Source organism: Streptomyces sp. NPDC021622 (genome assembly GCF_040640795.1).
Lineage (GTDB): Bacteria > Actinomycetota > Actinomycetes > Streptomycetales > Streptomycetaceae > Streptomyces.
On sequence record NZ_JBFACK010000001.1, the window covers coordinates 480,126 to 505,656 of the forward strand.

25 protein-coding genes are annotated in these 25,531 nt (G+C 71.6%); 14 read left to right on the forward strand and 11 right to left on the reverse strand.

Translation table 11 applies throughout. The features are described 5' to 3' along the window. Positions 1-80 precede the first annotated feature (80 nt). Positions 81-1,451: an aminotransferase class V-fold PLP-dependent enzyme gene (locus AB0G47_RS02165; RefSeq protein WP_360763150.1), complete on the forward strand. Its 1,371-nt coding sequence runs from the start codon at positions 81-83 to the stop codon at positions 1,449-1,451. Here AB0G47_RS02165 and AB0G47_RS02170 read toward each other — a convergent pair. The 7 genes from AB0G47_RS02170 to AB0G47_RS02200 form a co-directional block, all read right to left on the reverse strand. Continuing rightward, on the reverse strand, positions 1,403-2,608 hold the full coding sequence (locus AB0G47_RS02170; protein ID WP_360763152.1) for a glycerate kinase: 1,206 nt from the start codon (positions 2,606-2,608) through the stop codon (positions 1,403-1,405). The genes AB0G47_RS02165 and AB0G47_RS02170 overlap by 49 nt on opposite strands. Positions 2,609-2,727: 119 nt before the next feature. After that, positions 2,728-4,140, reverse strand: a complete 1,413-nt coding sequence (locus tag AB0G47_RS02175) for an SLC13 family permease (protein ID WP_360763153.1) — start codon at positions 4,138-4,140, stop codon at positions 2,728-2,730. 119 nt (positions 4,141-4,259) lie between these two features. After that, positions 4,260-4,922, reverse strand: coding sequence for a response regulator transcription factor (locus AB0G47_RS02180; RefSeq protein ID WP_360763155.1), 663 nt, complete (start codon positions 4,920-4,922; stop codon positions 4,260-4,262). Next, the gene (locus AB0G47_RS02185; protein ID WP_360763157.1) at positions 4,919-6,382 is read right to left on the reverse strand and encodes an ATP-binding protein; all 1,464 of its coding nucleotides are present in this window, start codon (positions 6,380-6,382) and stop codon (positions 4,919-4,921) included. The genes AB0G47_RS02180 and AB0G47_RS02185 overlap by 4 nt, the downstream gene beginning before the upstream one ends. Next, positions 6,369-6,698 (reverse strand): small secreted hydrophilic protein, encoded by a 330-nt coding sequence (locus tag AB0G47_RS02190; protein ID WP_360763159.1) that lies wholly within the window; start codon positions 6,696-6,698, stop codon positions 6,369-6,371. Before AB0G47_RS02190 ends, AB0G47_RS02185 begins: the two co-directional genes overlap by 14 nt. A gap of 81 nt (positions 6,699-6,779) precedes the next feature. After that, entirely contained in the window at positions 6,780-7,061 is a 282-nt protein-coding gene (locus AB0G47_RS02195; RefSeq protein ID WP_266867875.1) for an Lrp/AsnC ligand binding domain-containing protein, read from the reverse strand. Continuing rightward, on the reverse strand, positions 7,058-7,789 hold the full coding sequence (locus AB0G47_RS02200) for a rhomboid family intramembrane serine protease (protein WP_360763161.1): 732 nt from the start codon (positions 7,787-7,789) through the stop codon (positions 7,058-7,060). Before AB0G47_RS02200 ends, AB0G47_RS02195 begins: the two co-directional genes overlap by 4 nt. Before the next feature lie 138 nt (positions 7,790-7,927). On the opposite strand from AB0G47_RS02200, the gene AB0G47_RS02205 reads away from it, so the two are divergent. From AB0G47_RS02205 to AB0G47_RS02225, 5 genes are all read left to right on the forward strand, one after another. Continuing rightward, complete coding sequence (locus AB0G47_RS02205; RefSeq protein WP_135328915.1) at positions 7,928-8,167, forward strand: hypothetical protein; 240 nt, start codon at positions 7,928-7,930, stop codon at positions 8,165-8,167. A gap of 34 nt (positions 8,168-8,201) precedes the next feature. Then, complete coding sequence (locus AB0G47_RS02210; protein WP_360763163.1) at positions 8,202-9,551, forward strand: NYN domain-containing protein; 1,350 nt, start codon at positions 8,202-8,204, stop codon at positions 9,549-9,551. Positions 9,552-9,845: 294 nt separating this feature from the next. Further along, on the forward strand, positions 9,846-10,877 hold the full coding sequence (locus AB0G47_RS02215) for an NlpC/P60 family protein (RefSeq protein ID WP_360763165.1): 1,032 nt from the start codon (positions 9,846-9,848) through the stop codon (positions 10,875-10,877). A 224-nt stretch (positions 10,878-11,101) separates the two neighbouring features. Continuing rightward, positions 11,102-12,130 carry an NlpC/P60 family protein gene (locus AB0G47_RS02220; protein WP_360763167.1) on the forward strand — a complete coding sequence of 343 codons (1,029 nt, stop codon included), beginning with the start codon at positions 11,102-11,104 and terminating at the stop codon, positions 12,128-12,130. Between the two features lie 38 nt (positions 12,131-12,168). Next, entirely contained in the window at positions 12,169-13,356 is a 1,188-nt protein-coding gene (locus tag AB0G47_RS02225; protein WP_360763169.1) for a hypothetical protein, read from the forward strand. On the opposite strand, the gene AB0G47_RS02230 is transcribed toward AB0G47_RS02225, so the two are convergent. Further along, positions 13,313-14,545 (reverse strand): glycosyltransferase family 87 protein, encoded by a 1,233-nt coding sequence (locus AB0G47_RS02230; RefSeq protein ID WP_360763171.1) that lies wholly within the window; start codon positions 14,543-14,545, stop codon positions 13,313-13,315. The two genes, AB0G47_RS02225 and AB0G47_RS02230, sit on opposite strands and share 44 nt — an antisense overlap. A 127-nt stretch (positions 14,546-14,672) precedes the next feature. Between AB0G47_RS02230 and AB0G47_RS02235 the strand changes: the two genes are divergently transcribed. Continuing rightward, positions 14,673-15,815, forward strand: coding sequence for a glycosyltransferase family 4 protein (locus tag AB0G47_RS02235; RefSeq protein WP_360763173.1), 1,143 nt, complete (start codon positions 14,673-14,675; stop codon positions 15,813-15,815). A gap of 163 nt (positions 15,816-15,978) precedes the next feature. On the opposite strand, the gene AB0G47_RS02240 is transcribed toward AB0G47_RS02235, so the two are convergent. Further along, complete coding sequence (locus AB0G47_RS02240; RefSeq protein WP_360763175.1) at positions 15,979-17,775, reverse strand: AMP-dependent synthetase/ligase; 1,797 nt, start codon at positions 17,773-17,775, stop codon at positions 15,979-15,981. A 303-nt stretch (positions 17,776-18,078) separates the two neighbouring features. On the opposite strand from AB0G47_RS02240, the gene AB0G47_RS02245 reads away from it, so the two are divergent. The 6 genes from AB0G47_RS02245 (at position 18,079) to AB0G47_RS02270 (ending at position 23,218) form a co-directional block, all read left to right on the forward strand. Beyond that, positions 18,079-18,849 carry a metallophosphoesterase gene (locus AB0G47_RS02245; RefSeq protein WP_360763177.1) on the forward strand — a complete coding sequence of 257 codons (771 nt, stop codon included), beginning with the start codon at positions 18,079-18,081 and terminating at the stop codon, positions 18,847-18,849. A 92-nt stretch (positions 18,850-18,941) separates the two neighbouring features. After that, on the forward strand, positions 18,942-19,379 hold the full coding sequence (locus AB0G47_RS02250; protein ID WP_360763179.1) for an SRPBCC family protein: 438 nt from the start codon (positions 18,942-18,944) through the stop codon (positions 19,377-19,379). Positions 19,380-19,422: 43 nt separating this feature from the next. Then, positions 19,423-20,562: an ArsA-related P-loop ATPase gene (locus tag AB0G47_RS02255; RefSeq protein ID WP_360763180.1), complete on the forward strand. Its 1,140-nt coding sequence runs from the start codon at positions 19,423-19,425 to the stop codon at positions 20,560-20,562. A gap of 109 nt (positions 20,563-20,671) precedes the next feature. Further along, positions 20,672-21,142 carry a DUF5304 domain-containing protein gene (locus tag AB0G47_RS02260; protein ID WP_360763182.1) on the forward strand — a complete coding sequence of 157 codons (471 nt, stop codon included), beginning with the start codon at positions 20,672-20,674 and terminating at the stop codon, positions 21,140-21,142. Positions 21,143-21,196: 54 nt separating this feature from the next. After that, positions 21,197-22,138 carry an ROK family glucokinase gene (locus AB0G47_RS02265; RefSeq protein ID WP_360763184.1) on the forward strand — a complete coding sequence of 314 codons (942 nt, stop codon included), beginning with the start codon at positions 21,197-21,199 and terminating at the stop codon, positions 22,136-22,138. A gap of 324 nt (positions 22,139-22,462) precedes the next feature. Then, the gene (locus tag AB0G47_RS02270) at positions 22,463-23,218 is read left to right on the forward strand and encodes an endonuclease/exonuclease/phosphatase family protein (protein ID WP_360763186.1); all 756 of its coding nucleotides are present in this window, start codon (positions 22,463-22,465) and stop codon (positions 23,216-23,218) included. A 6-nt stretch (positions 23,219-23,224) separates the two neighbouring features. Here the strand turns inward: AB0G47_RS02270 and AB0G47_RS02275 are convergent, their stop codons facing one another. Further along, positions 23,225-23,845: a hypothetical protein gene (locus tag AB0G47_RS02275; RefSeq protein WP_360763188.1), complete on the reverse strand. Its 621-nt coding sequence runs from the start codon at positions 23,843-23,845 to the stop codon at positions 23,225-23,227. Next, entirely contained in the window at positions 23,838-24,617 is a 780-nt protein-coding gene (locus tag AB0G47_RS02280) for an alpha/beta fold hydrolase (RefSeq protein WP_360763190.1), read from the reverse strand. The genes AB0G47_RS02275 and AB0G47_RS02280 overlap by 8 nt, the downstream gene beginning before the upstream one ends. A 160-nt stretch (positions 24,618-24,777) precedes the next feature. Here AB0G47_RS02280 and AB0G47_RS02285 point away from each other — a divergent pair, with 160 nt between their 5' ends. Further along, positions 24,778-25,524 (forward strand): lysophospholipid acyltransferase family protein, encoded by a 747-nt coding sequence (locus AB0G47_RS02285; protein ID WP_360763929.1) that lies wholly within the window; start codon positions 24,778-24,780, stop codon positions 25,522-25,524. The last annotated feature ends 7 nt before the right edge of the window (positions 25,525-25,531 follow it).

Consider the following 25,531-nt stretch of genomic DNA (forward strand, 5'->3'; position numbering starts at 1 on the left):
TCTCTTCATCACTGCACCGCCCTGCGTGTCGCACGGGCGTCGCTGCAGTGAACTCGCCTGCCTTCCCACGGGAGTTCGCCATGTCTGTTTCCGCCGTCGCCGCCGACTCGTCCGTCTGTGCCCCCCTCTCCGTCCTCGGCCGGGACGTCACCGTGCCGCTCGTCACCGGTGGCGAGGTGACCTACGCCGCGCTCGACTACGCGGCGAGCGCGCCCGCGCTGCAGCGGGTGTGGGACGACGTGGCCGCGTACGCGCCGTACTACGGCAGCGTGCACCGCGGGGCCGGGTATCTGTCGCAGCTCTCCACCGACCTGTTCGAGAACAGCCGGGTCACCGTCGCCGAGTTCCTCGACTGCCGCGAGGGCGACCAGGTCGTCTTCACGCGGTCGACCACCGACTCGCTCAATCTGCTCGCCGCCGCGCTGCCCGCCGACTGCCAGGTCTTCGTCTTCGAGACCGAGCACCACGCCTCGCTGCTGCCCTGGCGCGACGCCCGCGTGACGTACCTGAACGCCCCGCGCACCGCTGACCAGGCCGTCGCCACCCTGGAGCGCGCCCTCGCCGACCGCGAACCCTACGGGCCCGCCCTGGTCTGCGTGACCGGCGCGTCCAACGTCACCGGTGAGCTGTGGCCGGTGAAGGAACTCGCCGCCGCCGCCCACGCGCACGGCGCCCGTATCGTCCTGGACGCCGCGCAGCTCGCGCCCCATCACCCCGTCTCCGTACGCGAGTTGGACGTCGACTGGGTCGCCTTCTCCGGTCACAAGCTGTACGCGCCCTTCGGCTCGGGCGTCCTCGCGGGCCGCTCCGACTGGCTGCAGCAGGCCGAGCCCTACCTCGCCGGCGGCGGCGCATCGCGGAAGGTCGCCCGGCGCACGGACGGCGGCGTGGACGTCGAGTGGCACGACACCGCAGCGCGGCACGAGGCCGGTTCGCCGAACGTCATCGGCGTGTACTCCATCGCCGCCGCCTGCAAGGCGCTGACCGAGGCGGGCTTCGACGAGCTCGTCGCCCGCGAGAACCACCTCATCGCCAAGGTCCGCGAGGGCCTCGCCGAGGTGCCCGCGGTGAAGGTGCTCTCGCTCTTCGGCGACGACGCCCCGCGCGTCGGCGTCATCTCCTTCGTCGTCGAGGGCTGGAACAGCTCGCACTTCGCCGCGGCGCTCTCCGCCGAGTACGGCATCGGCGTACGCGACGGTCTCTTCTGTGCCCACCCGCTGGTGCGCACCCTGCTCGGCAGCGACCCGCAGACCCAGGGCGAGTGCGGTGCCCCCGAGGCCGCGCCCGGCGAGAAGTCGCTGAACGCGATCCGTGTGAGCTTCGGCGCCGGCACCCCTGACGAGCACGTCGAGCGTTTCGTGCGCGCCGTCAAGGAGCTGGTGGCGGACGGCGCGCGGTGGAACTACCGCACCGAGGACGGGCGTTGCGTGCCGGACACCACCGGCGCCTGAGTCTCTGAGGACGGCAGCCGGGTGCCGATCTGGATCATCCGCAGGGCCCGCTCGGTCGCGTCGGTGAGGAACTCGCCGCCCCGGCCGAGCGCCTCCGTGAGCGAGACCGGGGCGGGCAGGATCGCGCTGTAGGCGTCCACGCCCGCCGCCCGCACGTGGTGTGCGCCCTGGCCGATGGTGCCGGCGAGGACGAGCACCGGACGGCCCGACCGCTTGGCGCGCCTTGCCACCTCGGCGGGGATCTTGCCGCGGGGTGTCTGGTGGTCGAGGGCGCCCTCGGCCGTGACGACGAGGTCGGCGCGGGCCAGGCGGGCGTCCAGGTCCAGGTGGTCGAGCAGGACGTCGAAGCGGGGGAGCAGCCGGGCGCCGAGCGCGGCCAGGCCGGCGCCGAGACCGCCGGATGCGCCCGTGCCGGGGCCGAGGGCGAGGTCCGTCGTGGCGTGCAGGTCGCGGGTGAGGATGCGGGCCCAGTGCGCAAGGGCGGCCGCGAGCATCTCGACCTGGGCGGGCGTGGCGCCCTTCTGGGGGCCGAAGACGCGGGCGACGCCGCGCTCGCCGGTCAGGACGTTGAAGGGGTTGCAGGCGACCCGGATCTCCGTGTCCTTCAGGCGGGGGTCAAGGCCCGACGGGTCGATGCGGCTCAGGCGGGTCAACTCACGGCCGCCTTGCGGGAGTTCCCAGCCGTCTGCGTCCAGGAGCCGGGCGCCGAGCGCCTGCAGGGCGCCCGCGCCGCCGTCCGACGTTCCGGAGTCGCCGCAGCCCACCAGGATGCGGCGGGCCCCCGCGTCCAGGGCGGCGCCGATCAGCTCGCCGACGCCGTACGTCGTCGTGGTGCCCGGGTCGCGCAGATCGCGCGGGACCAGCGAGAGTCCGGCCACCGCCGCCATCTCGACGACCGCCGTGCCGTCGGGGAGCAGCGCGAAGTGCGTGCCGATCCGCTGGCCGACGGGCCCGGTGGCGGGCAGCGCGACCAGGCGGCCGCCGCCGGTGGCGGCCAGGGCGCGCGCGGTGCCCTCGCCGCCGTCCACCAGGGGGATCAGATCGGTCACCGCGTGCGGGACGACACGGCGTACTCCTTCGGCGATGGCCTCGGCCGCGGAGTGCGCGGACAGGGACTCCTTGAAGCCGCTGGGGGCGATGGCGAAACGGGTCAGCATGGGGGTCTCCACGGCAGAGGGAACTGATGGGCGAGGGGGGAGGGGGAGCGCCCCGAAGGGGCGCGGGGAACTGCGCGACCAGCCCCCACCGGCCCGCAGACGACGTTCCAGCACAGCGCTCAGCGAACGGGCACGCCGAGCAGCGGCCACAGCGCGACGGCGAAGAGCAGCACGAGCGCGGCCGTCAGCGGTGCCAGGACCGCGGAGAGGCGCAGCAGGTCGCGCGGGGTGTAGGTGGGGGTGCCGGGGATGTCGGCGAAGAGCGTGACGGGCTTCGCCGACGCGGGCAGCGTGTGGCAGAAGCCCGCCGCCGCGGTGGACGCCAGGGCGGCCGCGACGGGGTTGACGCCCGCGCCGACGGCCGCCGCGACGACCAGCGGGACCAGGACCGAAGAACGCGCCGAGCGGGACTGCAGGACGAGGTGCGCGGCCGTGCTGACCCCGACGACCACGGTCAGGAACAGCCAGGGCGGCACATCCAGCGGAACGCCGCCCACCAGCCACTTCGCCGCCCCCGATTCGGCGAGCGCGACGCCCATCGCCATCGTCGCCGCCATGAAGAGCAGCAGCGACCAGGGCACCGTCTTCAGGGCGTCCTTCAGGCGTACGGTGCCCAGTGCGGGGGAGGATGCGACGACCGCGCCGATCAACGCGACCACGGCAGGCGGCACTTGGTGCAGCGGCTCGCTGCACCAGAGCGTGACGACCGTGGCGAGCAGCAGGGCGCAGCGGGTCTCGGCGGGCTCCCAGGGGCCGGTGACCGGCTGCTCGCTGTGCTCCTGGAGCTGCTCGACGGTGATGTGCACGGGACCCTTGCGGTCCGCGCGCCGCGTCGTCGTCAACAGGACGGCCTCCGCCGCCAGATGGGACGAGGCCATGGCGAGCGGCAGACCGAGAAGCAGCCACTGCGTGAAGCCGATCCGCTCCCCGGTCGCCTCCCACAGGACCGACACCGTGATCAGATGCGCTCCGGCGCCGATCAGGGTCGCGACCGCGGAGAGCAGGATGACGGTCGGAAAGAGCAGGGCGAGCATCACGACCAGGCGCTTCCGGTCGGCGAGGGCCTTGGCGAGGGCGAGGAAGACGGGCAGCGCGAGCGCGGCGCGGCCCGACGTGGCCGGCACCGCGAAGGCCGTCACGACGAGCGCCGCCGTCGTCAGATGCGTCAACTGCCGTATGCTCCGCGCCCCGCAGACCAGGAAGGCCGCCGCCCGTCCCGCCAGGCCGCTGCGGGCCACGGCCGCCGCGAGGACGAAGGCGCAGATCAGCAGCCAGACGGTCTCGTCACCGAGGGTGCCGAAGAGCGTGTCGCTGCTGATCACCCCGGTCGCGGTGAGCGCGAGGCCGGCGCCGAGCGCGATGTACGTGTCGTCGATCGGCGTACCGATCCACGCACAGGTCGCCAGGGCGAACACGGCGAGAGTGAGGCGGGCGTCGCCGCTCAGGCCGGGGAAGTTGCCGGGAACCACGAGCAGCGCGCACAGACTCAGCGCGATGCACAGCGTGATGGCTTGGCGGGGATTCAGGGTCACACAGGAAGCCTCGGGCCCCGCCGTGAGCCCTCAATGAGCCTGAGATGAAAGGAACTTCACCGGGCGATCCGGACGCTCACCCCGGGCGATCCGGACGCTCACCCCGGGAGGCCGGACGCTCACCCCGGCAGCCGGTACCCCATCCCGCGCACCGTCTCCACCCGCTCCGCGCCCAGCTTCTTGCGCAGCGCCCGTACGTACACGTCCACGATGTTGGACCCGGGGTCGAAGTCGTAGCCCCACACATGGGAGAGGATCTGCTCCCGCGAGAGCACCTGCCCCGGATGGCGCAGGAACAGTTCGAGCAGCACGAACTCACGTGCCGTCAGGTCCACCGTCCGCTCGCCCGAACGCGCCCTGCGGGTGCGCAGATCCAGCGTCAGATCCCCGCCGCGCAGCACCGTCACCTCCGGGGCGCCCGCCGCCGTGCGCAGCCTCAGGCGCACCCGCGCGAGCAGCTCCTCGAAGCGGAACGGCTTGGTCATCCAGTCGTCGGCGCCGCCCTCGAGGCCCGCCACCGTGTCCCGGACCGAGTCGCGGGCGGTCAGCACGATCACCGGGGTCGTCACCCGGGCCTCGCGCAGCTGCCGCAGGACCGTGAAGCCGTCCTTGCCGGGCAGCCCGATGTCCAGGACGACCAGGTCGAAGCCGCCGGTCAGGGCGTAGTTGTAGGCCGCTTCGCCGTCGCCGACGACGCTGGTGGTGAAGCCGTTGGCCCGCAGGCCCTTCTCGACGAAGGAGGCGATGCGCTCCTCGTCCTCGACGATGAGAATCCGGTTCATGGCAGTCCTGGTTCCTGTTCTCGCAGTACTTCTCGCAGTACGAGTACGAAGGTGGCGCCGCCGGAGCCCGACGCCGTGGGCCGCAGCTCGACCCGGCCGCCGTGCCCTTCGGCGATCGCGCGCACGATGGCGAGGCCGAGCCCGGCGCCGGTGGCGCGGGCGCCGCGGCGTGCGGTGCCGCGCCGGAACCGCTCGAAGATCACCGCCGCGTCCTGCGCCTGGACGCCGGGCCCGCTGTCGGCGACGTACAACTCGATCCGGCCTGCCGTGCTGCGTGAGCCGATGCCGATCCGCTGGCCGGGGACGGTGTGCTGGACAGCGTTCTGGGCGAGCTGCACCATCGCCTGGGTGATGCGCTGCGGGTCGAGACCGGTTTCGCCATCGGCCACTTCGGCCAGCTGCCAGTCGCGGTCGCCGAGTGCCCGCGCCTTGACGAAGACGTCCGCCGTCAGCTCGGCGAGCTGCACCGGCTCGGGGGTGACGAAGTCGGGGCGCTCGGCCTTGGCCAGGAGCAGCAGATCCTCGACGATGCGGCTCATCCGGTCGAGCTCCTCCACCACGATCCGGACGGTCTCCTCGCGCTCGCCCGGATCGTCGCCCATCAGCTCCAGATGGCCGCGCACGATGGTGATGGGCGTGCGCAGCTCGTGCCCGGCGTCGTCGACGAACTCGCGCTGCGCGGCGAACGCGCGCTCCAGCCGGTCGAGCATGCCGTTGAACGTCTCGGCGAGCGCCGCGACGTCGTCCCTGCCCTGCACCGGGATGCGCCGGGTCAGATCCTGTTCGGTGAGCTGCGCGGCGGTCGTACGCACCAGACGCACGGGCCTGAGGATGCGGCCCGCGACCGCCCAGCCGATGCCGGTCGTCATCAGGAGCGCGACCCCGGAGATGGCGAGCAGCATCGTGAACACGTCGCCCGCCTTGGCCTGTTCGCCCGCCGGGTGGAAGGCGACGACGAACGCCGCCGCCGGATGGCCCGCGTTCGCCGCGATCTCCACCTTCGCCCAGCGGACCTCGCCGCGCTCGCGGTGCAGCGTGCCGGTCGCGTCGCGGGACTCGAAGACCGTGCGAAGGGCGGCGGTGTCCTCGGCGAGCGGATGGTCGATCCGTGGCTCGCGCGACTGCTCCTTCTTCGCGGGCGCCTTGCCGGGGCGGCCGACCAGACCGAGGAGCTCCTCGTCGGGGTCGGCGTACTGCCGGGACAGGAAGAGCCGCAGGAGGGGGTCGGGAGCGCTGAACTTCTCGCCCGTGTGCGGATCGACTCCCTCGCGGGCGAGGTTGGTGAACTCCGCGGTCTCCTGGGCGAGCAGCCGGTCGATGCGGTGGTCCACGTCGCGCAGCAGGACGGAGCGGGTGGTGGCCGCGACCGCGGTGAGCGCGACGGTCATCACCACGAGCAGCCAGAGCAGGATGCGGACACGGGCGGATATCCAGCGGTGCGGGCGCTCAGCCGTCGTCACCGGGACCGTCGTCGTCGTTGTCGCCCCGGCCGCTGCCTTCGTTGCCGTCGTCGTCGTTGTCATCGCCCGGGGAATTCTCGCTGACCGGCGGCGGGGACACCGTCTCGTCGCTCGGCGTCGGCCGGGGGGTGGTGGGCTTCGAGGACGGCGATGACGGCGAGGACGGCTTCGAGGACGGCGAGCCGCTCTCCAGCTCCACCTTGGGAGGGGCCTTGGGGGGCTCGGGGCTGTCGGTCAGGACGTAGCTGGTCGTGGCGATGCCGAGGGGGATCGCCACGACGGCGGCCAAGGCGGCCATGCGGTGGGAGAAGACCATGACAGCGAGGGTGCGGGGCGCAGTGCGCCGGCCGCATGAGCCGCAGATGAAGAAACCCTCATCCGACGGCCGTCCGGACGCCTAGGAGTCGAGGCCGATCGCGAACGCCGCCTCCAGGTCGTGCTGCGAGTACGTACGGAACGCGACATGCGTGTCCGTCGCCTCCACGCCCGGGATCTTGCTGATCTTGCCGGGGATGACATCGGCCAGGTCGTCGTGGCGGCCGACGCGCACCATGGCGATCAGGTCGTAGGTGCCGGTCACGGAGAAGACCTCGCTGACGCAGTCGAGGGCGGAGATCGACTCGGCGATCTCGGGGATCCGGTCCACGCTGGTCTTGATGAGCACGATCGCGGTGATCACGGCTGACTGTCTCCCTCGGTAGCCGGTGCTGGCCTCTTCACTCTATCCGTCCGGCCATACCGCACCCACGCGTAGAGAAAGCCCAGCGAGAAGCCCACCAGGTGGGCCAGATAGGCGACCCCGGGACCCTGCCCGCCCTGCAGCGCGGCCAGCCACTGCAGCGTCACCCAGAACGGCAGCACCACCCAGGCGGGAAAGCGCAGCGGAAGGAAGAAGAGGAACGGGAAGAGGCTGGTGACCCGCGCCTTGGGGAAGAGTCGCAGGAAGGCGCCGAGCACCGCCGAGATCGCGCCCGACGCGCCCACCAGCGTCTGGTCGGAGTCGGCGTGCGCGGCCGCGTAGGCGAACAGGGCGAGATAGCCGCAGACGATGTAGAAGAGCGCGAACTGGAGGTGCCCCATCCGTTCCTCGACCATCGCCCCGAAGACGTACAGGAAGAGCATGTTGCCGAGCAGATGCAGCCAGCTGCCGTGCACGAAGAGCGCGGTGAGGGGGCCGAGCGCAGCCCGCGGCACCCCGCTGATCAGTTCGGATGGGACCACCCCCCAGCGCGCGAAGTAGTCCTGCTGCGCGGCGAGCAGCTGGTCGCCGGTGCCGTAGACGGCGTTGAGCCCGGACACGGGGGAGATCACGAAGACCAGACAGCAGGCGACCATCAGGCCGTACGTCACCGGGGCCGACTGGCCCCTGATCAGCCGGACCGCCGTCGCAACCCTTGCGTTGATCATGAACAGAGCATGACGTAAGGGGCGCTACCCGTACAGACCGCCTCGCCGCTGTGGAGGCCGCCGCATGGAGACCCTTACAGGCCTTAGGGTTACGGGCACCACGCACCATGGAATCCCGAAGGAAAGCGAACAGCCACGATGACGGTTCCTCTGCCGACCGACACCACCCGGTGGCGCTGCACGCTCTGCGGCAATCTCACGCGGTTCGACGTGACCCGCTCTTCGAAGGTCGTCGAATATGTGCACCTCGACCTGGCCGGTGAGTCGAACGTCGAGGAACGTGAGGTGGTCAGTGAGACCATCGAGTCGGTCCGCTGCCGCTGGTGCAACGCGGTGGACAAGGTGGAACTCGTGGACAGGCCGGGTGCCGGCTCCTGAGGGAGCGGGCCCCGCACAGCTAGTGGGGTGAGCGATGGTGGAGAGCGCGAGCGGGGAGCCGGACGACGGCGCCGCTGAGGTGCTCGACCGCCCGCTGCCCGACGGAGTGCGCCGCCGGGTCGTCCAGATCGTCTCGGACGGCTTCGGTGGTCTCACGGTGAGCGAACTGCCCGCACAGCTGCGGCAGTACGCCCGTTTCACGCCGACCCGGCGCACCAAGTTCGCCGGCAACGCGATGGCGGCCGCCCTGGAGGGCGACCCGCTCTTCCGGCAGCGCATCGGCGAACGTCTCAGAGAGGCGCAGCCCGAGCTCACCGGTGCCCTGGACGCGGGCTCCCCGCCCCCGGCCGCGGACCCGCTCGACGTGGCGGCCGCGGCCTATGTGTTGCGCCCCACCGGCTGGGTGAAGCTGGTGACCGCCGCGGGCGAGGAGGCCCAGCGGGCGGACGCCGAGCGCGTCGACGACGAGACCCGGGCCGAGCTTGAGCGGCTGCGCGAGGAGCTCGCGGCGGCCCGCGGCCAGACGAAGGCCGAGACGGAGCGGCTGCGCACGGAGCTGGAGTCGGCGAAGAAGGAAGCCGAATCGATGCATCGCAAGCTGCGCGGCGCGCTCAGCGACGTCAAGCGCGGCGAGGCGGCCCTGCGCAAGGCGGCGGCCGAAGCCGACGCCGTGCGTGCCGAGGGCCAGGCGCAGGTGTCCGCCGCGGAGAGCGAGACCCGGCGGCTCAAAGCCCGGCTCAGCGAGACCGAGGCGGCCCTGGAAGCCAGCCGCAGGGCGGCGCGCGAGGGCCGCAGCGTCGAGGACATGCGAGTGCGGCTGCTCCTGGACACGGTCCTCGAGGCCACCCAGGGGCTGCGCCGCGAACTCGCCCTGCCGCCCGTGTCGGTGCGGCCCGCCGAGACCGTGGACGCCGTCGAGCCGGGGCGGATGACGCCGAAGGACATCGCGGCCCGCGCGCTCTCCGAGAACGATCCGGCCATCCTCGACCAGCTGCTCGCGCTGCCGCAGGCGCACCTGGTCGTGGACGGCTACAACGTCACCAAGACCGGCTATCCCACGATGCCCCTGGAGAAGCAGCGCCTTCGGCTGCTCGGCTCGCTCTCGCAGCTCGCCGCCCAGACCGGCGCCGAGGTCACCTGCGTCTTCGACGGGGCCGAACTCGCCGCGCCCGTCCTGCTCGCGCCGCCGCGCGGGGTGCGCGTCCTTTTCTCCAAGCCCGGCGTCACGGCGGACGAACTGATCCGCCAGCTGGTGCGCGCCGAGCCTCCCGGGCGCCCCGTGGTCGTCGTCTCCACCGACCGCGAAGTGGCCGACGGGATCGCGAAGGCGGGGGCGCGTCCTGTCGCTTCCGTCGTGCTCCTGAAGCGGCTCTCGCGCGGCTGACGTACGCCCGACTCTGTGTGGCTAAGGGTGCCTGAGTAACTCCTGTTCCCTATGCCCGAATTGGGGCGACGCTTACGCAACGTAGCGTCAAGTGCCCATCACCGCCTGTGCGTCAACGGTAAAGAATGCGCCCGACCGGCTACTTTTTGCTGGTCAGGATTTGAACTGATCATAAGAAGGTCACTAGGGTCTCGCCCCGAACCTCCGCTCGGTTGATCGCCCATCCGGGGTGACAGCGGTGGTACCCGCCCACCGGGTTTCGGTAGGCGGCTGGAGGAAGAAGGAGCCGCCTTCGTGGCGTCCCACCGTCGACCCAAGCAGCCGAGCCGCGCCCGTGTGACCGTGCTCACCGCAACCGCCGCCGCTGCCGTGGCACTCACCTCGCAGGCCGCCAACGCCTCGCCGAGCGAGAAGCCGAGCAAGGACGAGGTCAAGTCCAAGGTCGACAAGCTCTACGAGGACGCGGGCCGGGCCACCGACCGGTACAACGGCGCCAAGGAGAAGCAGGAGAAGCTCGAGAAGGAGATCGGCGAGCTTCAGGACAAGGTCGCGCGCGGCCAGGAGGACCTCAACGACCTGCGCAGCGGCCTCGGTTCGATGGCCAGCGCGCAGTACCGCTCCGGCGGCATCGACCCCTCCGTCCAGCTCTTCCTCTCGGCCGACCCGGACGACTACCTCGACAAGGCGTCCACCATGGACCAGTTGAGCAGTCAGCAGGTCGAGGCGCTCAAGAAGGTCCAGGACAAGCAGCGGACCCTCGCGCAGGAGCGCAAGGAGGCGTCCGACAAGCTCAGCGACCTCGCGGAGACGCGCAAGGAACTGGGCAAGAAGAAGAAGGAAGTCCAGAGCAAGCTCGGCGCCGCCCAGAAGCTGCTCAACACGCTGACCGCCAAGGAGAAGGCCGAGCTCGCCGCCAAGGAGCAGCGCGCGAGCCGCGACGCCGGCGACCGCGTGGACCTCGGCAAGGAGGCCCCGGCATCGCAGCGCGGCCAGGCCGCCCTGAGCGCCGCCGCCACCCAGCTGGGCAAGCCGTACGTCTCCGGCGGCAGCGGCCCCAACTCCTACGACTGCTCCGGCCTCACGCAGTGGGGTTACAACCAGGCCGGTGTGCAGATCACCCGCACCACCTACACCCAGCAGAACGACGGCACGAAGATCGGCCGCTCCGAGCTGAAGCCGGGCGACCTGGTGTTCTTCAACAGCCTCGCGCACGTCGGCTTCTACGCGGGCAACGGCCAGGTGCTTCACGCCCCGAAGCCGGGCGCCGTGGTGCGCTACGAGTCGATGTCCACCATCGGCTCCTTCCAGTTCGGCGTGCGTATCTGATTTCCGCTCAGCGGTCCGCATCTGAAAAGACCGGCGTGCCGCCCAAACGAGCGAATTCCGCCAACTCCTGCTGACCTCACGCCCCGTCGGTGACCTGCGTCTCCGGCGGGGCGTCACGTTATGTGCACGGCCGGGTCTTTGGCCGTGACGTGATCCCACGGCTACTCTCGCGCGCACTCCTCGGGTTCGTCCGGGGTTCGCCAGCGGAGGGAGAGCGGCTTCCCGTGGGGTCCCATCGTCGTCCCGCACAGTCCGGCCTTGACCGGAGCGCGTGCGTGACCGTCTTCTCGGCAGCGGCGGCCACCGCGGCCGCCGCACTCGGCGCCGCACCGGCGGGCGCAGCGCCGCAGGACACTCCGTCCGACACCAAAGCCAAGGTGGACCGCCTCTACGAGCAGGCCGAGAAGGCCACCGAGTCGTACAACAAGGCCGACGAACGCGCGGACACGCTGGGCGAGCAGGTCCGTCTCGCCAAGGACAGCGTCGCCCGCGGGCAGGAGCGCATCAACACGATGCGCGGCGCACTCGGCGCGCTCGCCGGGGCCCAGTACCGCTCCGGCGGCATCGACCCCTCGCTCGCCCTGATGCTCTCCTCCGACCCCGACGGCTATCTCGACAAGGCGGCGGCGCTCGAACGCATCGGCGCCCGGCAGGCCGACGAACTGACCGATCTGCAGAAGGCCCAGCGCGCCCTCTCCCAGGAGCGCACGGAGGCCACCCGCAAGCTCGCCGACCTCGAGGAGATCCGCAAGGCGGTGGCCCGCCACAAGCGCACCGTCGAGCACAAGCTCGCCAAGGCGCGGCGGCTGCTCAACTCGCTGACCTCCGACGAGCGCGCCGCGTACGACAGGGCGTCGCGCTCGGGACGCGGCGAACTGCCCGATCTCGGCGCCGCGGTGCCCGCATCGTCGCGGGCGGCCGCCGCGATCGCCGCGGTGAGCTCGGCGGTCGGCAAGCCGTACGTGTGGGGCGCCAACGGCCCCTCCGGCTTTGACTGTTCGGGCCTCACCCAGTGGGCGTACGCACAGGCGGGCGTCGGCCTGCCGCGCACCTCTCAGGCGCAGCGCCACGCAGGGCGCCAGGTGCCGCTCGGCCAGGCGCAGCCCGGCGACCTCGTCGTCTACCGCGACGACGCGAGCCACATCGGGATGTACATGGGCAACGGCCAGGTCGCGCACGCGCCCTACCCCGGCGCGACCGTGCGCTACGACCCGGTGGGCATGATGCCGGTGTCGTCGGTGACGCGTATCTGACCGGCGGCGGGCCGCCCGCTGCCCGTACGATCTGCATCATGGCTGGTCGCGGGCGTGGGTCGGGAGTCCTTGCACTCTGCGTCGCGCTGCTCGTCGGATGCGGCGGTCCTTCGGCGCCCGACGCGGCGCCCGGCGACGTGCGCAGGCTCCTGGAGCGGCGCGCGGAAGCGGTGCTCGACCGGGACGCCGCCGCGTACCGCGCGACGGGCCGGCCCGCCGAGGCCTACGACAACCTCCGTGATCTCCCGCTCGCGTCGTGGGGGTACCGCCTGACCGCCTTCGACCGGGACGGCGCGCGGGCCACGGCGACCGCCGAGCTCCGGTACCGGATCAAGGGCTACGACAGGGCGCCGCTGAGCACGACGCGCACGCTCTCGCTCCAGGAGCGCGACGGACAGTGGTACGTCGCCGCCGAGCGCCCCGCGAAGAAGGCCACCGAGCAGCTCTGGGACCAGGGGCCCGTCACGTCCGTGCGGGGCGACCACAGCCTCGTTCTCGGCGTCGGGCGCGGGGACCGGGCCGCCGCGGAGCTGCGCGCGTACGCGGATCTCGCCGACCGCGCGGTGCCGTCGGTGCGGGACGCCTGGCGCGGGAAGTGGCCCGGGCAGGTCGTCGTCCTCGTGCCCAAGTCCCTGGACGGCATGGCGGGGCTGCTGGGGGCGCCGGCCTCCGGCTATCAGGGGATCGCGGCGGTGACCACGGGGGAGGCCGGCGGCTCCGGGCAGGCGCCCGCCGACCGGATCATCGTCAACCCGGAGGCGTACGGCGTGCTCGGTGCCTTCGGCAAGCAGGTCGTCATCACCCACGAGACGACCCACGTCGCGACCCGCGCGCACACCTCGCGGGCCACCCCGCTCTGGCTCTCCGAGGGCTTCGCCGACTGGGTGGGCTACCGCGGCACGGGCCGGACCGCGGCGCAGGCCGCGCCCGAACTGCGGCGCGCCGTCCAGGAGGAGCGGCTGCCCGCGGCGCTGCCCGAGGACGGCGACTTCGGCTTCAGCGGGGACTCGGGGGAGCTGGCGCAGGCGTACGAAGGGGCGTGGCTGGCCTGCCGGATGATCGCCGACCAGTGGGGCGAGGAACGTCTTACGGCGTTCTACGAAGCGGTCGGCGACCACAAGAAGAGGCCCGGCGCGGTGGAGGACGCCCTGCGGGATGTCCTCGACCTCACCCCGGAGGAGTTCACGGCGCGGTGGCGTACGTATCTGCGCGCTGAGCTCGGCTGACCCCGGCGGGCTCCGGACCGTGTTCCCGGGGCTCGGACACCGTCCGCCGCCACAGGCTCCGGCAGGCGAGCAGCGCCGCCGCGACGAGCAGACCGTTGCGTACGAAGAGCAGGGCGATGCCCAGCGGATCACTGGCCACCACGTGCGAGAACCAGACGGGGAACTCCAGGAACGTGACGAACGTGGCCGCCAGGACGAGCCGGGCGGGCAGCACCATCCGGCTCTTGCGGAACGCCAGGCACACGGCGGCGATCCCCACCAGCCAGACCATGTACTGCGGGCTGATCACCCGGCTCGTCACGGTGAACAGGAGCACGGCGACGAAGGCCGCGTCCGCGACCGTGCCCGCCGACCAGACACGCGCCCGAAGGCGCCACACGAGCAGCCAGCAGCAGGCCGCCACGGACAGCGCCTGCGCCACCGTGCTCACCAGCGGGACGTACGGGCCGATGAACTCCACCGAGCCGTAGTTCAGCTGGACCTGGCCGTTCCAGCCGAAGTGCCGCGCGACATGGAAGACGAGGGCGCCGAGCGATTCGACCTCGGTGCCCCGGTCGCGCTGGAAGGTCAGGAAGGCGAGCGCGCCCGGCATCGTCACCAGGAAGGCGAGGGCAAGACCGAGCGCCGTGCAGGCCGCGGCGCCCCAGGAGCGCCGGGTGGCGCGCCCGCGTGGCGTACCGACGAGCAGCAGCACCGGCCACACCTTGAGCAGCGCGCCGAAGCCCGCGAGCGCGCCCATCGCGCGCGGATGCCGGGCCCCGGCGAGCAGCGCGGCGACCGCGACGGCCGTGACCATCAGGTCGTAACGGGCGTACACGGTGGGCCCGAGCAGCGCCACGCCCACGACCCACACCCAGGCCCCCCGGAGTGATCTGCCGGGCCGCCGCCCCGCGTACAGGAGCAGTCCGATGACCAGCGCGTCGGCGAGGAACGCGAGGACGAAGAAGGCGGTCCCGTAGCCGAGGAAGGGCAGCAGGGCGGGGGAGAGGACCGCGAGGGCGGCGGCGGGCGGGTACTGCCAGGTGACGTCGTCGAGCGGGAAGGTGCCGGTGCGCAGGACCTCGTACCAGCCCTGGTAGATGACCCAGACGTCGCTGGTCACGTCGGGGCCGGGGGCGGTGAGGACCTGGAGGACGCAGAGCAGCAGGACGGTCCGGGTCAGGCCCCAGACGGCCAGGATCCGCACCACGCGCCACCACGCCCCTTTTCGGCCGTTTCATTGGGATTCGGGAGCCATGATGGCGGACGGAGCCGTGGATGGGCCAAGAGGCGGGGCCGTTCGGCGGCTTGCCCGGCTTTCGGTACTGTCGGCGACGATGCACAAGACCCTGATCGTCACGAACGACTTCCCGCCCAGGCCCGGTGGCATCCAGGCGTTCCTGCACAACATGGCCCTTCGCCTGGACCCCGAGCAGCTCGTCGTCTACGCCTCGACCTGGAAGCGCGGCCGCGAGGGCGCGGAGGCGACGGCCGCCTTCGACGCCGAGCAGCCCTTCAAGGTCGTACGCGACCCCACGACGATGCTGCTGCCGACCCCGCGCGTCACCCGGCGCGCGGTCTCGCTGCTGCGTGAACACGGCTGTACGTCGGTGTGGTTCGGGGCGGCGGCGCCGCTGGGGCTCATGGCGCCCGCCCTGCGCAAGGCGGGGGCGACGCGGCTCGTCGCCACGACGCACGGCCATGAGGCGGGCTGGGCACAGCTGCCCGCCTCCCGCCAACTCCTGCGCCGGATCGGCGAGTCGACGGACACGATCACCTATCTCGGCGAGTACACGCGCTCCCGGATCGCCGCCGCGCTGACGCCCGCCGCGGCGGGGCGGATGGTCCAACTGCCGCCCGGTGTCGACGAGAAGACGTTCCACCCGGGGTCGGGCGGTGACGCCGTACGCGCCCGCCTCGGCCTGACCGACCGGCCGGTCGTCGTGTGCGTCTCGCGCCTTGTGCCGCGCAAGGGCCAGGACACGCTGATCCTCGCCATGCCGCGGATACTGGCCCGGGAGCCCGACGCGGTGCTGCTGATCGTGGGGGGCGGCCCCTACGAGAAGGAGCTGCACAAGCTCGCCGCCGAGACGGGCGTCTCGGAGTCGGTCCGCTTCACCGGCGCGGTGCCGTGGGAGGAACTCCCCGCGCATTACGGCGCGGGAGACGTCTTCGCCATGCCGTGCAGGACCCGGCGCGGGGGCCTTGACGTGGAGGGCCTCGGCATTGTCTACCTGGAGGCTTCGGCGACGGGCCTGCCGGTCGTCGCCGGGGATTCTGGCGGGGCGCCGGACGCGGTGCTCGACGGGGAGACGGGGTGGGTCGTCCGGGGCGGTGTCCCCGAGGACGCGGCCGACCGGATCGTCACCCTGCTCGGGGACGCGGAGCTGCGGGCGCGGATGGGGGAGCGGGGCCGGGAGTGGGTCGAGGAGAGGTGGCGCTGGGATCTCTTGGCGGAGCGTCTCAAGGAGCTTCTGTAGCGCCTAATGGGGTGCTGCTGGGGGTTGTTGCGCGACTGACGGCCCGTCATGGGCTTGTCGCGCAGTTCCCCGCGCCCCTTAAGGGGCGCGGGGAACTGCGCGAGCAACCAGCCGCGACCGGTAGTCGCGCAACAATACAAGCCACCCGCGGCGGCAAGGCGCGTCACCCCCGGTAAAGGGCTTCAACCTCGTCGGCGTAATCCTTCGCCACAACGCTCCGCTTCAGCTTCAGGGACGGAGTCAGATGCCCCGACTCCTCCGTGAACTGCGTGGCAAGGACGCGGAACTTGCGTACGGACTCCGCCTTGGAGACCGCCGCGTTGCCGTCGTCCACGGCGCTCTGGACCGCCGCAAGCAGATCCGCGTCGTCACGCAGCGACGCCGCCGTGGAGCCCGCCGGCTTCCCGTGGTCGGCGGCCCAGCGGCCGAGGAACTCGTCGTCGATCGTGACGAGCGCGCCCACGAAGGGGCGGCCGTCGCCCACGACCATGCACTCGGCGACAAGGGCATGCGCACGGATCCGGTCCTCGATCACCGCGGGAGCGACATTCTTGCCGCCCGCCGTCACGATGATCTCCTTCTTGCGGCCGGTGATCCGGAGGTAGCCGTCCTCGTCGAGCGTGCCGATGTCGCCGGTGTGGAACCAGCCGTCGGCGAGCGCCTCTTCGGTCGCGCCCTCGTTGTTCCAGTACCCCGTGAACAGGTGCTCGCCGTGCAGCAGCACCTCGCCGTCGTCGGCGATCCGGACGACCGAACCGGGCAGCGGCTGGCCGACCGTGCCGATCTTCGTGCGGTCCCACGGGTTGAAGGCGGTGGCCGCGCACGACTCCGTCAGGCCGTAGCCCTCGAGGACCGTGAAGCCGATGCCGCGGAAGAAGTGGCCAAGGCGCTCGCCCAGCGGCGCGCCGCCCGAGATCGCGTACTCGCCGCGGCCGCCGAGCACGGCCCGCAGCTTGCTGTAGACCAGCTTGTCGAACGTCTTGTACTTGATCTTCAGTCCGAGCGAGGGACCGCTCGGGGTGTCGAGCGCGCGGCTGTACGCGATCGCCGTGTCCGCGGCCTTGTCGAAGATCTTGCCCTTGCCGTCGGCCTGTGCCTTGGCGCGCGCCGAGTTGTAGACCTTCTCGAAGACGCGCGGGACACCCAGGATCATCGTCGGCCGGAACGACGCCAGCTCGTCCGTGAGGTTCTTGACGTCGGGCGCGTGGCCCAGCTTGATCGGCGCCATCAGCGCGCCGATCTGGACGAGGCGCCCGAAGACGTGCGCGACGGGAAGGAAGAGGAGTACCGAGCACTCGCCGGTGCGGAACAGCGGCTTCAGGCGCTCCACCACGTTGCCGCACTCCGCGAAGAAGCTGCGGTGCGTGAGGACACAGCCCTTGGGGCGGCCCGTGGTGCCCGAGGTGTAGACGATGGTCGCCGGGTCGTCGGCGCCCGCGACCGCGCTGCGCTCGTCGACGGTCTCGTCCGGGACGTCGGCGCCCGAGCGGTTCAGCTCCTCGACGCCACCACGGTCGATCTGCCATACGTTGACCAGATCGGGAAGCCGGTCGCGGACGGAGTCGACGGCCGCGCTGTGCGCGTCGAGCTCGACGACGACGGCCACGGCGCCGGAGTCGCCCAGGATCCACTGGATCTGCTCGGCCGAACTCGTCTCGTACACCGGCACGGTGACCGCGCCCGCGCTCCAGATCGCGAAGTCGACGAGCGTCCACTCGTACCGGGTGCGGGACATCAGACCGACGCGGTCGCCGGGCCGCACGCCGGCGGCGATGAGCCCCTTCGCGGCGGCGCGCACCTCGGCGAGGAAGTTCTTGGCGGTGACGTCCTGCCAGGTGCCGTCCACCTTGCGGCCGATGACGGCGACATCCGGGTGCTGCACGGCATTTCTGCGGACGATGTCGGTCAGATTGCCGTCCGCGGGGACCTCGTACAGGGCCGGAAGGCTGAACTCGCGCAAGACTGCTGCTCCTACATAGGGCGCCGGCGCCACGACGTTGTGCGATGCGACGGTGCGGTCCAAGATCGGGCAGGTGCTCCCGGGAGGGGGAAGTTGAACTGGAGCACTACTGGACTGCCCGGACGTTACCCATGGGTATGGCTTGTTCGGTAGGGGGTCCGGGCCAGATGTTCGGTGCGTCACACGTCGTTGTGGTCTGAACCGCACAGTACGCCACGCTCTTCCCGACTCGGAAGTAACCGCAGGTCCGCCCGCTCCTGAGGCCTCTACCCACCTTTGCCCACTCGTTCTAGGGTGATCGGCATGCCAGGTTTCCGGGTCAATGTGGTCAGTGACGTGCACGGCAACACAAAGGATCTCGCCCGCGCGGGCGAGGGCGCCGACGCGCTCATCTGTCTCGGTGACCTGGTGCTCTTCCTCGACTACGCCGACCACTCGCGCGGCATCTTCCCCGACCTCTTCGGAGAGCGGAACGCCGACCGCCTCGTCGAGCTGCGCACCGAGCGCCGCTTCGAGGAGGCCAGGGAGTTCGGCAGGCGGCTGTGGGCGGGCATGGACAGGGGACCGGCCATCGAGCGCGCGGTGCGCAAGCAGTACGCCGAACTCTTCGCCGCCTTCCCCACACCTACGTACGCCACGTACGGCAACGTCGACATACCGACCCTGTGGTCCGAGTACGCGGCGCCCGGCACCACCGTCCTCGACGGTCAGCGCGCCGAGATCGGCGGGCGGGTCTTCGGCTTCGTCGGCGGCGGTCTGCGCACGCCCATGCGGACGCCCTACGAGATCAGCGACGAGGAATTCGCGGCCAAGATCGAGGCCGTCGGCGAGGTCGACGTGCTCTGCACGCACATCCCGCCGGAGGTCCCCGAGCTCGTGTACGACACGGTCGCGCGCCGCTTCGAGCGGGGCAGCCGGGCGCTGCTCGCGGCCATTCACAAGACCCGCCCGAGATACGCACTTTTCGGCCACGTCCATCAGCCGCTGACCCGGCGCATGCGCGTCGGGGCCACCGAGTGTGTGAACGTGGGGCACTTCGCGGGCTCGGGCAGGCCGTGGTCACTGGAGTGGTGACAGCGGTCCATCCGGTGCGCGATAGCCTTCACGCGTTACACACGTATGCACACCACCCCCCGTACCGGACCGCATCTGGAGGAGCCACAGAGATGGCGGAACACACCAGCTCGAGTATCACGATCGAGGCGGCACCGGCCGAGGTCATGGGGGTGATCGCCGACTTCGCGCGCTACCCCGACTGGACGGGTGAGGTGAAGAAGGCCGAGGTGCTGACCACCGACGACCAGGGCCGCGCCAAGGAGGTCCGCCTCGTCATGGACGCGGGCGCGATCAAGGACGACCAGACGCTCGGCTACACGTGGACCGGCGAGAACGAGGTCAGCTGGACCCTCGTCAAGTCCCAGATGCTGAGGTCGCTCGACGGCGCCTACATCCTGCAGCCCTCCGGCGACGGCACCGAGGTCACCTACCAGCTGACCGTCGACGTGAAGATCCCGATGCTGGGCATGATCAAGCGCAAGGCGGAGAAGGTCATCATCGACCGGGCTCTGGCGGGCCTGAAGAAGCGGGTGGAGGCCGGGGCCTGAGCGCTTCGGGGCGCTGTCGGCCAGGGGCGTACCGTTCACCCTTATGCGCACCCTCCTCGTCACGGGCCCCGGCGGCTCCGGCCGTACCACTGTCGCCACGGCCACCGCGCTCACCGCGGCCCGGGAGGGCGCCCGCACCCTCCTCATCTCCGCCAACCAGGTCGACACCGCCGAAGAGCCGGGTCTCACCGTCCGGCGACTGGCCCCCGGCGACGAGTTCCGTGACGACCTCCTCGCCCTGCAGAAGAAGGCGTCCTCCGCCCTCGACCTGCTCGGCGCCGGACGCCTCGAGGGCGAGGAGCTCACCCCGCTGCCCGGCAGCGACGAGCTTGCGCTGCTGCGGGCCCTGCGCGACGCGGGGCGGGACGCGTACGACACCGTGGTGGTGGACCTGCCCCCGCTGCCCCGCGCCCTCACGCTCCTCGCACTCCCCGAGCAGCTCCGCCGCTACCTCCGCAGGCTGCTGCCCCCCGAGCGGCAGGCGGCCCGCGCCCTGCGCCCGATGCTGGGCCGCATCGCCGGTGTCCCGATGCCCGCCGACTGGCTGTACGAGACGGCGGCCCGCTGGGACACCGAACTCGCCGCCGCGCAGGCCGTGATCGAGGACCCGGGCACGACCGTGCGCCTCGTTGTCGAGCCGGGCCCCGCGGGCGCCGACGCGGTGCGTGCCGCCGCCACCGGGCTCGCCCTGCAGGGCCTGCGCGCCGACGCACTCCTCGCCAATCGCGTCCTGCCCGACGACACCGCCGACACCTGGTTCGCCGGGCTCATCGCCCAGCAGCGCAAGATCCTGGCCGAGTGGACGGGGACGTACGGCGAAGAGCTCCGCACACTGCCGCACCTGGGCCACGATCCGCGCGGCGGCGACGACCTGGCCGCCCTCGGCGTGCCCGCGCCCGGCGCCGCCCCGGAGTCCCCGGAAGGCGGTCAGTGGCCCGTCACCGACGCCCTCGCCGACGACGGCGTCCTGGTCTGGCACATCCCGCTGCCCGGAGCCGTGCGCGAGGAGCTCGGGCTTATCCGGCGCGGCGATGAACTGGTCGTCACGGCGGGCCCGTTCCGGCGCATCGTCACCCTGCCGTCCGCGCTGCGCCGCTGCACCGTCGCGGGCGCCGGTCTTCGCGATGGCGAGCTGCGGGTGCGGTTCACGCCCGACCCGGATCTGTGGCCGCGTACACGGTGAACGGCCTACCGCCGTTCGGGTAACGTCGGGAGTACGAATCCATAGGTCCCCGGTCCATGGGTCGCGGCCCATGGGTCCACCGGCCGCCCTCCGCAGGAGTCTGTCCGTCATGAGCGATGCCACCGAGCGCGAAGTGCCCGAGCCCGAAGCGGCCGACACCGACGCCGATGCCTGGGAGAAGGCCTGCGCCGAGGACCTCGCGGCGGAGAAGGCCCGCCGCCGGGAGCAGTACGGGTCGCCGCCGGGATCGGCGGGCGAGGAGCTGCGCAAGCTCGTCGACGCCGTGTCGGAGAAGCTGTCCGGACTCCAGACGCCACTGCTCGGCGCGGTCGCGCAGGGCGCCGTCGAGCAGACCGTGAGGCAGGTCGTCCAGCAGGCGAAGGCCGCCGTCGAACCGGTCATCGAGCGCAACCCCGATGTCTTCGACCACCTCGCCGCCGCGGGCAATGAACTGCTCGCCGCCTACCGCTCCGCGGTCGAGAGCCAGGAGGGCCGCTGGACCCGCGGGAGCGACGCGGCGCGGGGTCCGGAGCGGCGCGATGACGGCCCGGGGCCCGGCGAACACATCGACCTGGACTGAACACCCCTCGGGTACGGTTGGCCGTAGCGGGGCTCGACCGAAACTGAGGGACACATGGGACTCACCATCGGCGTCGATATCGGCGGCACGAAGATCGCGGCCGGAGTGGTCGACGAAGAGGGCACCATTCTCGACACCCACAAGGTGCCCACGCCGCCGACCGCCGACGGCATCGTGGACGCGATCTGTGCCGCCGTGTCCGGAGCCGGCAAGGGGAACGACGTGGAGGCCGTCGGCATCGGTGCCGCCGGATACGTCGACGACAAGCGCGCCACCGTTCTCTTCGCGCCGAACATCAACTGGCGACACGAGCCGCTGAAGGACAAGGTCGAGCAGCGGGTCGGCATGCCGGTCGTCGTCGAGAACGACGCGAACGCGGCGGCCTGGGGCGAGTACAAGTTCGGCGCGGGCCAGGGCCACGAGGACGTCATCGTCATCACGCTGGGCACGGGCCTCGGCGGCGGCATCATCATCGGCAACAAGCTGCGCCGCGGACGCTTCGGCGTGGCCGCGGAGTTCGGGCACATCCGGACCGTGCCGGACGGACTGCTGTGCGGCTGCGGGAGCCAGGGGTGCTGGGAGCAGTACGCGTCGGGGCGTGCGCTGCTGCGGTACGGGCGGCAGCGGGCCAACGCGACGCCGGAGGCCGCGGAGATTCTGCTCGGCCTGGGCGATGGCACGGTGGACGGCATCGAGGGCAAGCACATCAGTGAGGCGGCCCGGCAGGGGGATCCTGTCGCCGTCGACTCCTACCGGGAGCTGGCCCGCTGGGTCGGCGCGGGCCTGGCCGATCTGGCCTCGCTCTTCGACCCCTCCGCGTTCATCGTGGGCGGCGGGCTGTCCGACGAGGGCGAGCTGGTCCTCGACCCGATCCGGAAGTCCTTCCGGCGGTGGCTGATCGGTGGGCAGTGGCGGCCGCATGCGCAGGTGCTTGCGGCTCAGCTGGGCAATGAGGCGGGGCTTGTCGGTGCCGCGGATCTTGCTCGGCAGGGCTGATTCGCTGCTCGGTGGCTTTACTTGGCGCCCGTCGTCCCCATCCGTGGGGGTGGCGGGCGCCCTGCTGTGTCGGTGCCCCGCGGCTTCGGCGTTGTGCCCACCCGTTCCGCCGTGCGGAACGCCTGCCCACAACGGGGACGGCCGCAACGAGGACGGCGGTCGGGCGGCCGGAACGCCTGCCCACAACGGGGACGGCCACAACGAGGACGGCGGTCGGGCGGCCGGAACGCCTGCCCACAACGGGGACGGCCGCAACGAGGACGGCGGTCGGGCGGCCGGAACGCCTGCCCACAACGGGGTGGGCCAGCGGCTATCTTGATCTCCATGGTGACGCTGCCCAACTCCCGTACCGAAGACGACGGTTCAGCCGTGATCCGGGTGCTCAGTTACAACATTCGGTCCATGCGGGACGACACCGACGCGCTGGCCCGCGTCATCGCCGCGTGCGAGCCCGATCTCGTACTCGTCCAGGAGGCTCCCCGGTTCTTCCGGTGGCGCAAGAAGCTGGCGCGGCTTGCGCGTGCGGCCGATCTGGTGATCCTCTCGGGCGGCGCCACCGCCTCCGGGCCCGCGCTGCTCTGCTCGCTGCGGGCGACCGTGGAGCGGACCGAGGACGTGCTGCTCCCGCTCACCCCTGGCCTGCACCGGCGCGGCTTCGCGACCGCCGTCGTGCGGTTCGGGGGCGCCAGGATCGGCGTCCTGAGCTGCCATCTGAGCCTGCAGAGCGACGAGCGGTACGCGCAGGGCGGGATGCTGCTCGACCGGCTCGCGGGGATGGGCGTGGAGCACGCCGTCGCGGGCGGTGATCTGAACGACCGCCCCAAGGGCCGTACGTTCCGCAGGCTCGCCTCTCAGCTGCGGGACTGCTGGGCGACGGCGCCCTGGGGCGGAGAGAACACCTCGACGCCGGGCGACCCTCATCAGCGTATCGACGCGATCTTCGCGACAGCCGGGGTCGAAGTGCTCGGCTGCGGCGTGCCGTTGGAGCTCGACGGGGTGAGCGAGGCGGATCTGCGGGCGGCCACGGACCATCTGCCCGTGCTCGCCGCCCTCAGAATCCCGGCAGCTCAAGGGGGTTAGAAGGGGTTAGACGACCGCGCCGCGCCCCGGGTCGTCGTCCTCGTCGTCGTCGCCCTTCATCCGCGTCACCAGCGTGGCGAAGCCGCCGAGGAAGCCGCCGATGCTGAGCGTGGCGATCCACCACGTCATGTTCCAGCCGAGCAGCACGGTGAGCAGGAGCAGCACCGGGCCGCCGATCACGGCAAGCCAGGCGAACTTCGCCGTCACATCGGCCTCGGGCAGCGGCGGCGGCTCCGGCGGGACGAAGTGGCCCTCGTCGTCCGCGTCCAGGTCGTCGTCCGAGGCCTCCGGCGCGTCATAGTCACGCGGACCGCCGACTCCGGGCGCGAAGGAGACGGAGCCGCCCAGCGGTGTCTTCGTGCCGGACGCGTCGGTGTCCTCGGAGTCCTTGCCGCGCTTGCCGTCCGCCTGCGGAGGCTCGTTCGTCTCGGGCTCAAGGAGTGCCAGGTCCTCCACGGACTTGAACGGCTTGGCGCCCGGCGGGTCCGCCGGCTCCTGTCCGTACCCCGCGACGATCTCCTGCCACACCGCGTCCTCGTCCAGCGGCACGCCGCCCTCCGGCTCCGCCTTCTCCTCGGGCTCGCGGTCCTCGTCGTGGTCCGGTTCACGTCGGTCCTGCTCAGCCACCGGTGGCCGTCCCTTCCTTGCCGACACTGGGGGCGAGCCGGCCGATGAACGCGAGGCTCTCCTCGAAAATCCGGTCCGCATCGTGGTCCAACGTCGCGACGTGGTAGCTCTGTTCCAGGAGGATCTCGGTGACGTCCCTGGAGGACACCCGGCTGAGGATCCTGGCCGAGTCGGCCGGCGGCACCACGTGGTCCTGCGGGCTGTGCAGGAGCAGCAGCGGCTGTGTCACCTGCGGCAGCTCGCGGTCGAGCCGCTGGAAGAACCGGCGCATGGAGTGCGCCGCGTGCAGCGGCACCCGGTCGTAGCCGATCTCCACCGAGCCGTCCTTGGCGATGTCACTGGCGATGCCCTTCGTCGTACGGACGAAGTGGCGGGCGACCGGCAGCGCGTGCGCCGCGAGGCCGTGCACCTTGTTCGCCGGGTTCACCAGGACGATGCCCCGCACCGCGTCGCCGTGCTTCGCGGCGAGGCGCAGCGTGAGCGCGCCGCCCATGGAGAGGCCGAAGACGAAGACCTCCGTGCACCGCTCGAGGAGGCCGTGGAGCTCGCGCTCCACCTCCGCGTACCAGTCCTGCCAGCCGGTGATCTGCATGTCCTCCCAGCGCGTGCCGTGGCCGGGCAGCAGCGGGAGGGAGACGGTCAGGCCCTGTTCCGCGAGGTACTCGGCCCAGGGGCGCAGGGACTGCGGGGATCCGGTGAAGCCGTGACAGAGGAGGACGCCGACCTCGCCGCCCTCGTGGCGGTACGGCTCGGCTCCGGGGAGGACCGGCACTTCGGTCTCCTTCGTGAGATGTGGCTGTGGGGTTACGCGGAGTACTTCACGGTACGCGACCGGACTGACACCGACCAGGGCCGTCGGGCCCTTTGGCCTTACAGCGGGTTAAGGTCTGATCCACACATAACAGGAGGCACTCGGTTTGATCTACGGCGCAATGAAGGTCGCCATCGGAGGGCCGCTGAAGCTCGGCTTCAGGCCCTGGGTGGAAGGCCTTGAGAACGTACCCGCCGAAGGACCGGCCATCCTGGCGAGCAACCATCTCTCCTTCTCGGACTCCTTCTTCCTGCCCGCGGTGCTCGACCGGAAGGTCACCTTCATCGCCAAGGCGGAGTACTTCACGTCACCCGGTGTGAAGGGCAGGCTCACCGCGGCCTTCTTCAAGGGCGTCGGCCAGCTGCCCGTGGACCGCTCCGGCGGGCGCGGCGCGGGCGAGGCGGCCATCAAGAGCGGCATCGAGGTCCTGGAGCGCGGCGAGCTCTTCGGCATCTACCCGGAAGGCACCCGTTCGCCCGACGGGAGGCTCTACCGTGGCAAGCCCGGCGGCCTGGCCCGCGTGGCGCTCGCCACCGGGGCGCCGGTGCTTCCCGTGGCGATGATCGACACCGAGAAGATCCAGCCGCCCGGCAAGGTCCTGCCGAAGCTGATGCGGCCCGGCATCAAGATCGGCGAGCCGCTCGACTTCCGCAGGTACCAGGGCATGGAGCACGACCGCTTCGTCCTGCGGGCGGTGACCGACGAGGTCATGTACGAGATCATGAAGCTGTCCGGCCAGGAGTACGTCGACGAGTACGCGACCGCTGCGAAGCGCCGTCTCGCGGACGAGGCGAAGGCCGAGAAGGAAGCCGAGAAGAAGGCGGCGGCAAAAGCCGCGGCGGCCGAAAAGGAACGGTCCGGCGCCTAGCGGCGTC

Coding starts and splice junctions, on each gene's coding strand:
- AB0G47_RS02165 (WP_360763150.1), top strand. CDS start 81: ATGTCTGTTTCCGCCGTCGCCGCCGACTCGTCCGTCTGTGCCCCCCTC.
- AB0G47_RS02170 (WP_360763152.1), bottom strand. CDS start 2,608: ATGCTGACCCGTTTCGCCATCGCCCCCAGCGGCTTCAAGGAGTCCCTG.
- AB0G47_RS02180 (WP_360763155.1), bottom strand. CDS start 4,922: ATGAACCGGATTCTCATCGTCGAGGACGAGGAGCGCATCGCCTCCTTC.
- AB0G47_RS02190 (WP_360763159.1), bottom strand. CDS start 6,698: ATGGTCTTCTCCCACCGCATGGCCGCCTTGGCCGCCGTCGTGGCGATC.
- AB0G47_RS02200 (WP_360763161.1), bottom strand. CDS start 7,789: ATGATCAACGCAAGGGTTGCGACGGCGGTCCGGCTGATCAGGGGCCAG.
- AB0G47_RS02205 (WP_135328915.1), top strand. CDS start 7,928: ATGACGGTTCCTCTGCCGACCGACACCACCCGGTGGCGCTGCACGCTC.
- AB0G47_RS02210 (WP_360763163.1), top strand. CDS start 8,202: ATGGTGGAGAGCGCGAGCGGGGAGCCGGACGACGGCGCCGCTGAGGTG.
- AB0G47_RS02225 (WP_360763169.1), top strand. CDS start 12,169: ATGGCTGGTCGCGGGCGTGGGTCGGGAGTCCTTGCACTCTGCGTCGCG.
- AB0G47_RS02235 (WP_360763173.1), top strand. CDS start 14,673: ATGCACAAGACCCTGATCGTCACGAACGACTTCCCGCCCAGGCCCGGT.
- AB0G47_RS02245 (WP_360763177.1), top strand. CDS start 18,079: ATGCCAGGTTTCCGGGTCAATGTGGTCAGTGACGTGCACGGCAACACA.
- AB0G47_RS02250 (WP_360763179.1), top strand. CDS start 18,942: ATGGCGGAACACACCAGCTCGAGTATCACGATCGAGGCGGCACCGGCC.
- AB0G47_RS02255 (WP_360763180.1), top strand. CDS start 19,423: ATGCGCACCCTCCTCGTCACGGGCCCCGGCGGCTCCGGCCGTACCACT.
- AB0G47_RS02260 (WP_360763182.1), top strand. CDS start 20,672: ATGAGCGATGCCACCGAGCGCGAAGTGCCCGAGCCCGAAGCGGCCGAC.
- AB0G47_RS02265 (WP_360763184.1), top strand. CDS start 21,197: ATGGGACTCACCATCGGCGTCGATATCGGCGGCACGAAGATCGCGGCC.
- AB0G47_RS02270 (WP_360763186.1), top strand. CDS start 22,463: ATGGTGACGCTGCCCAACTCCCGTACCGAAGACGACGGTTCAGCCGTG.
- AB0G47_RS02285 (WP_360763929.1), top strand. CDS start 24,778: ATGAAGGTCGCCATCGGAGGGCCGCTGAAGCTCGGCTTCAGGCCCTGG.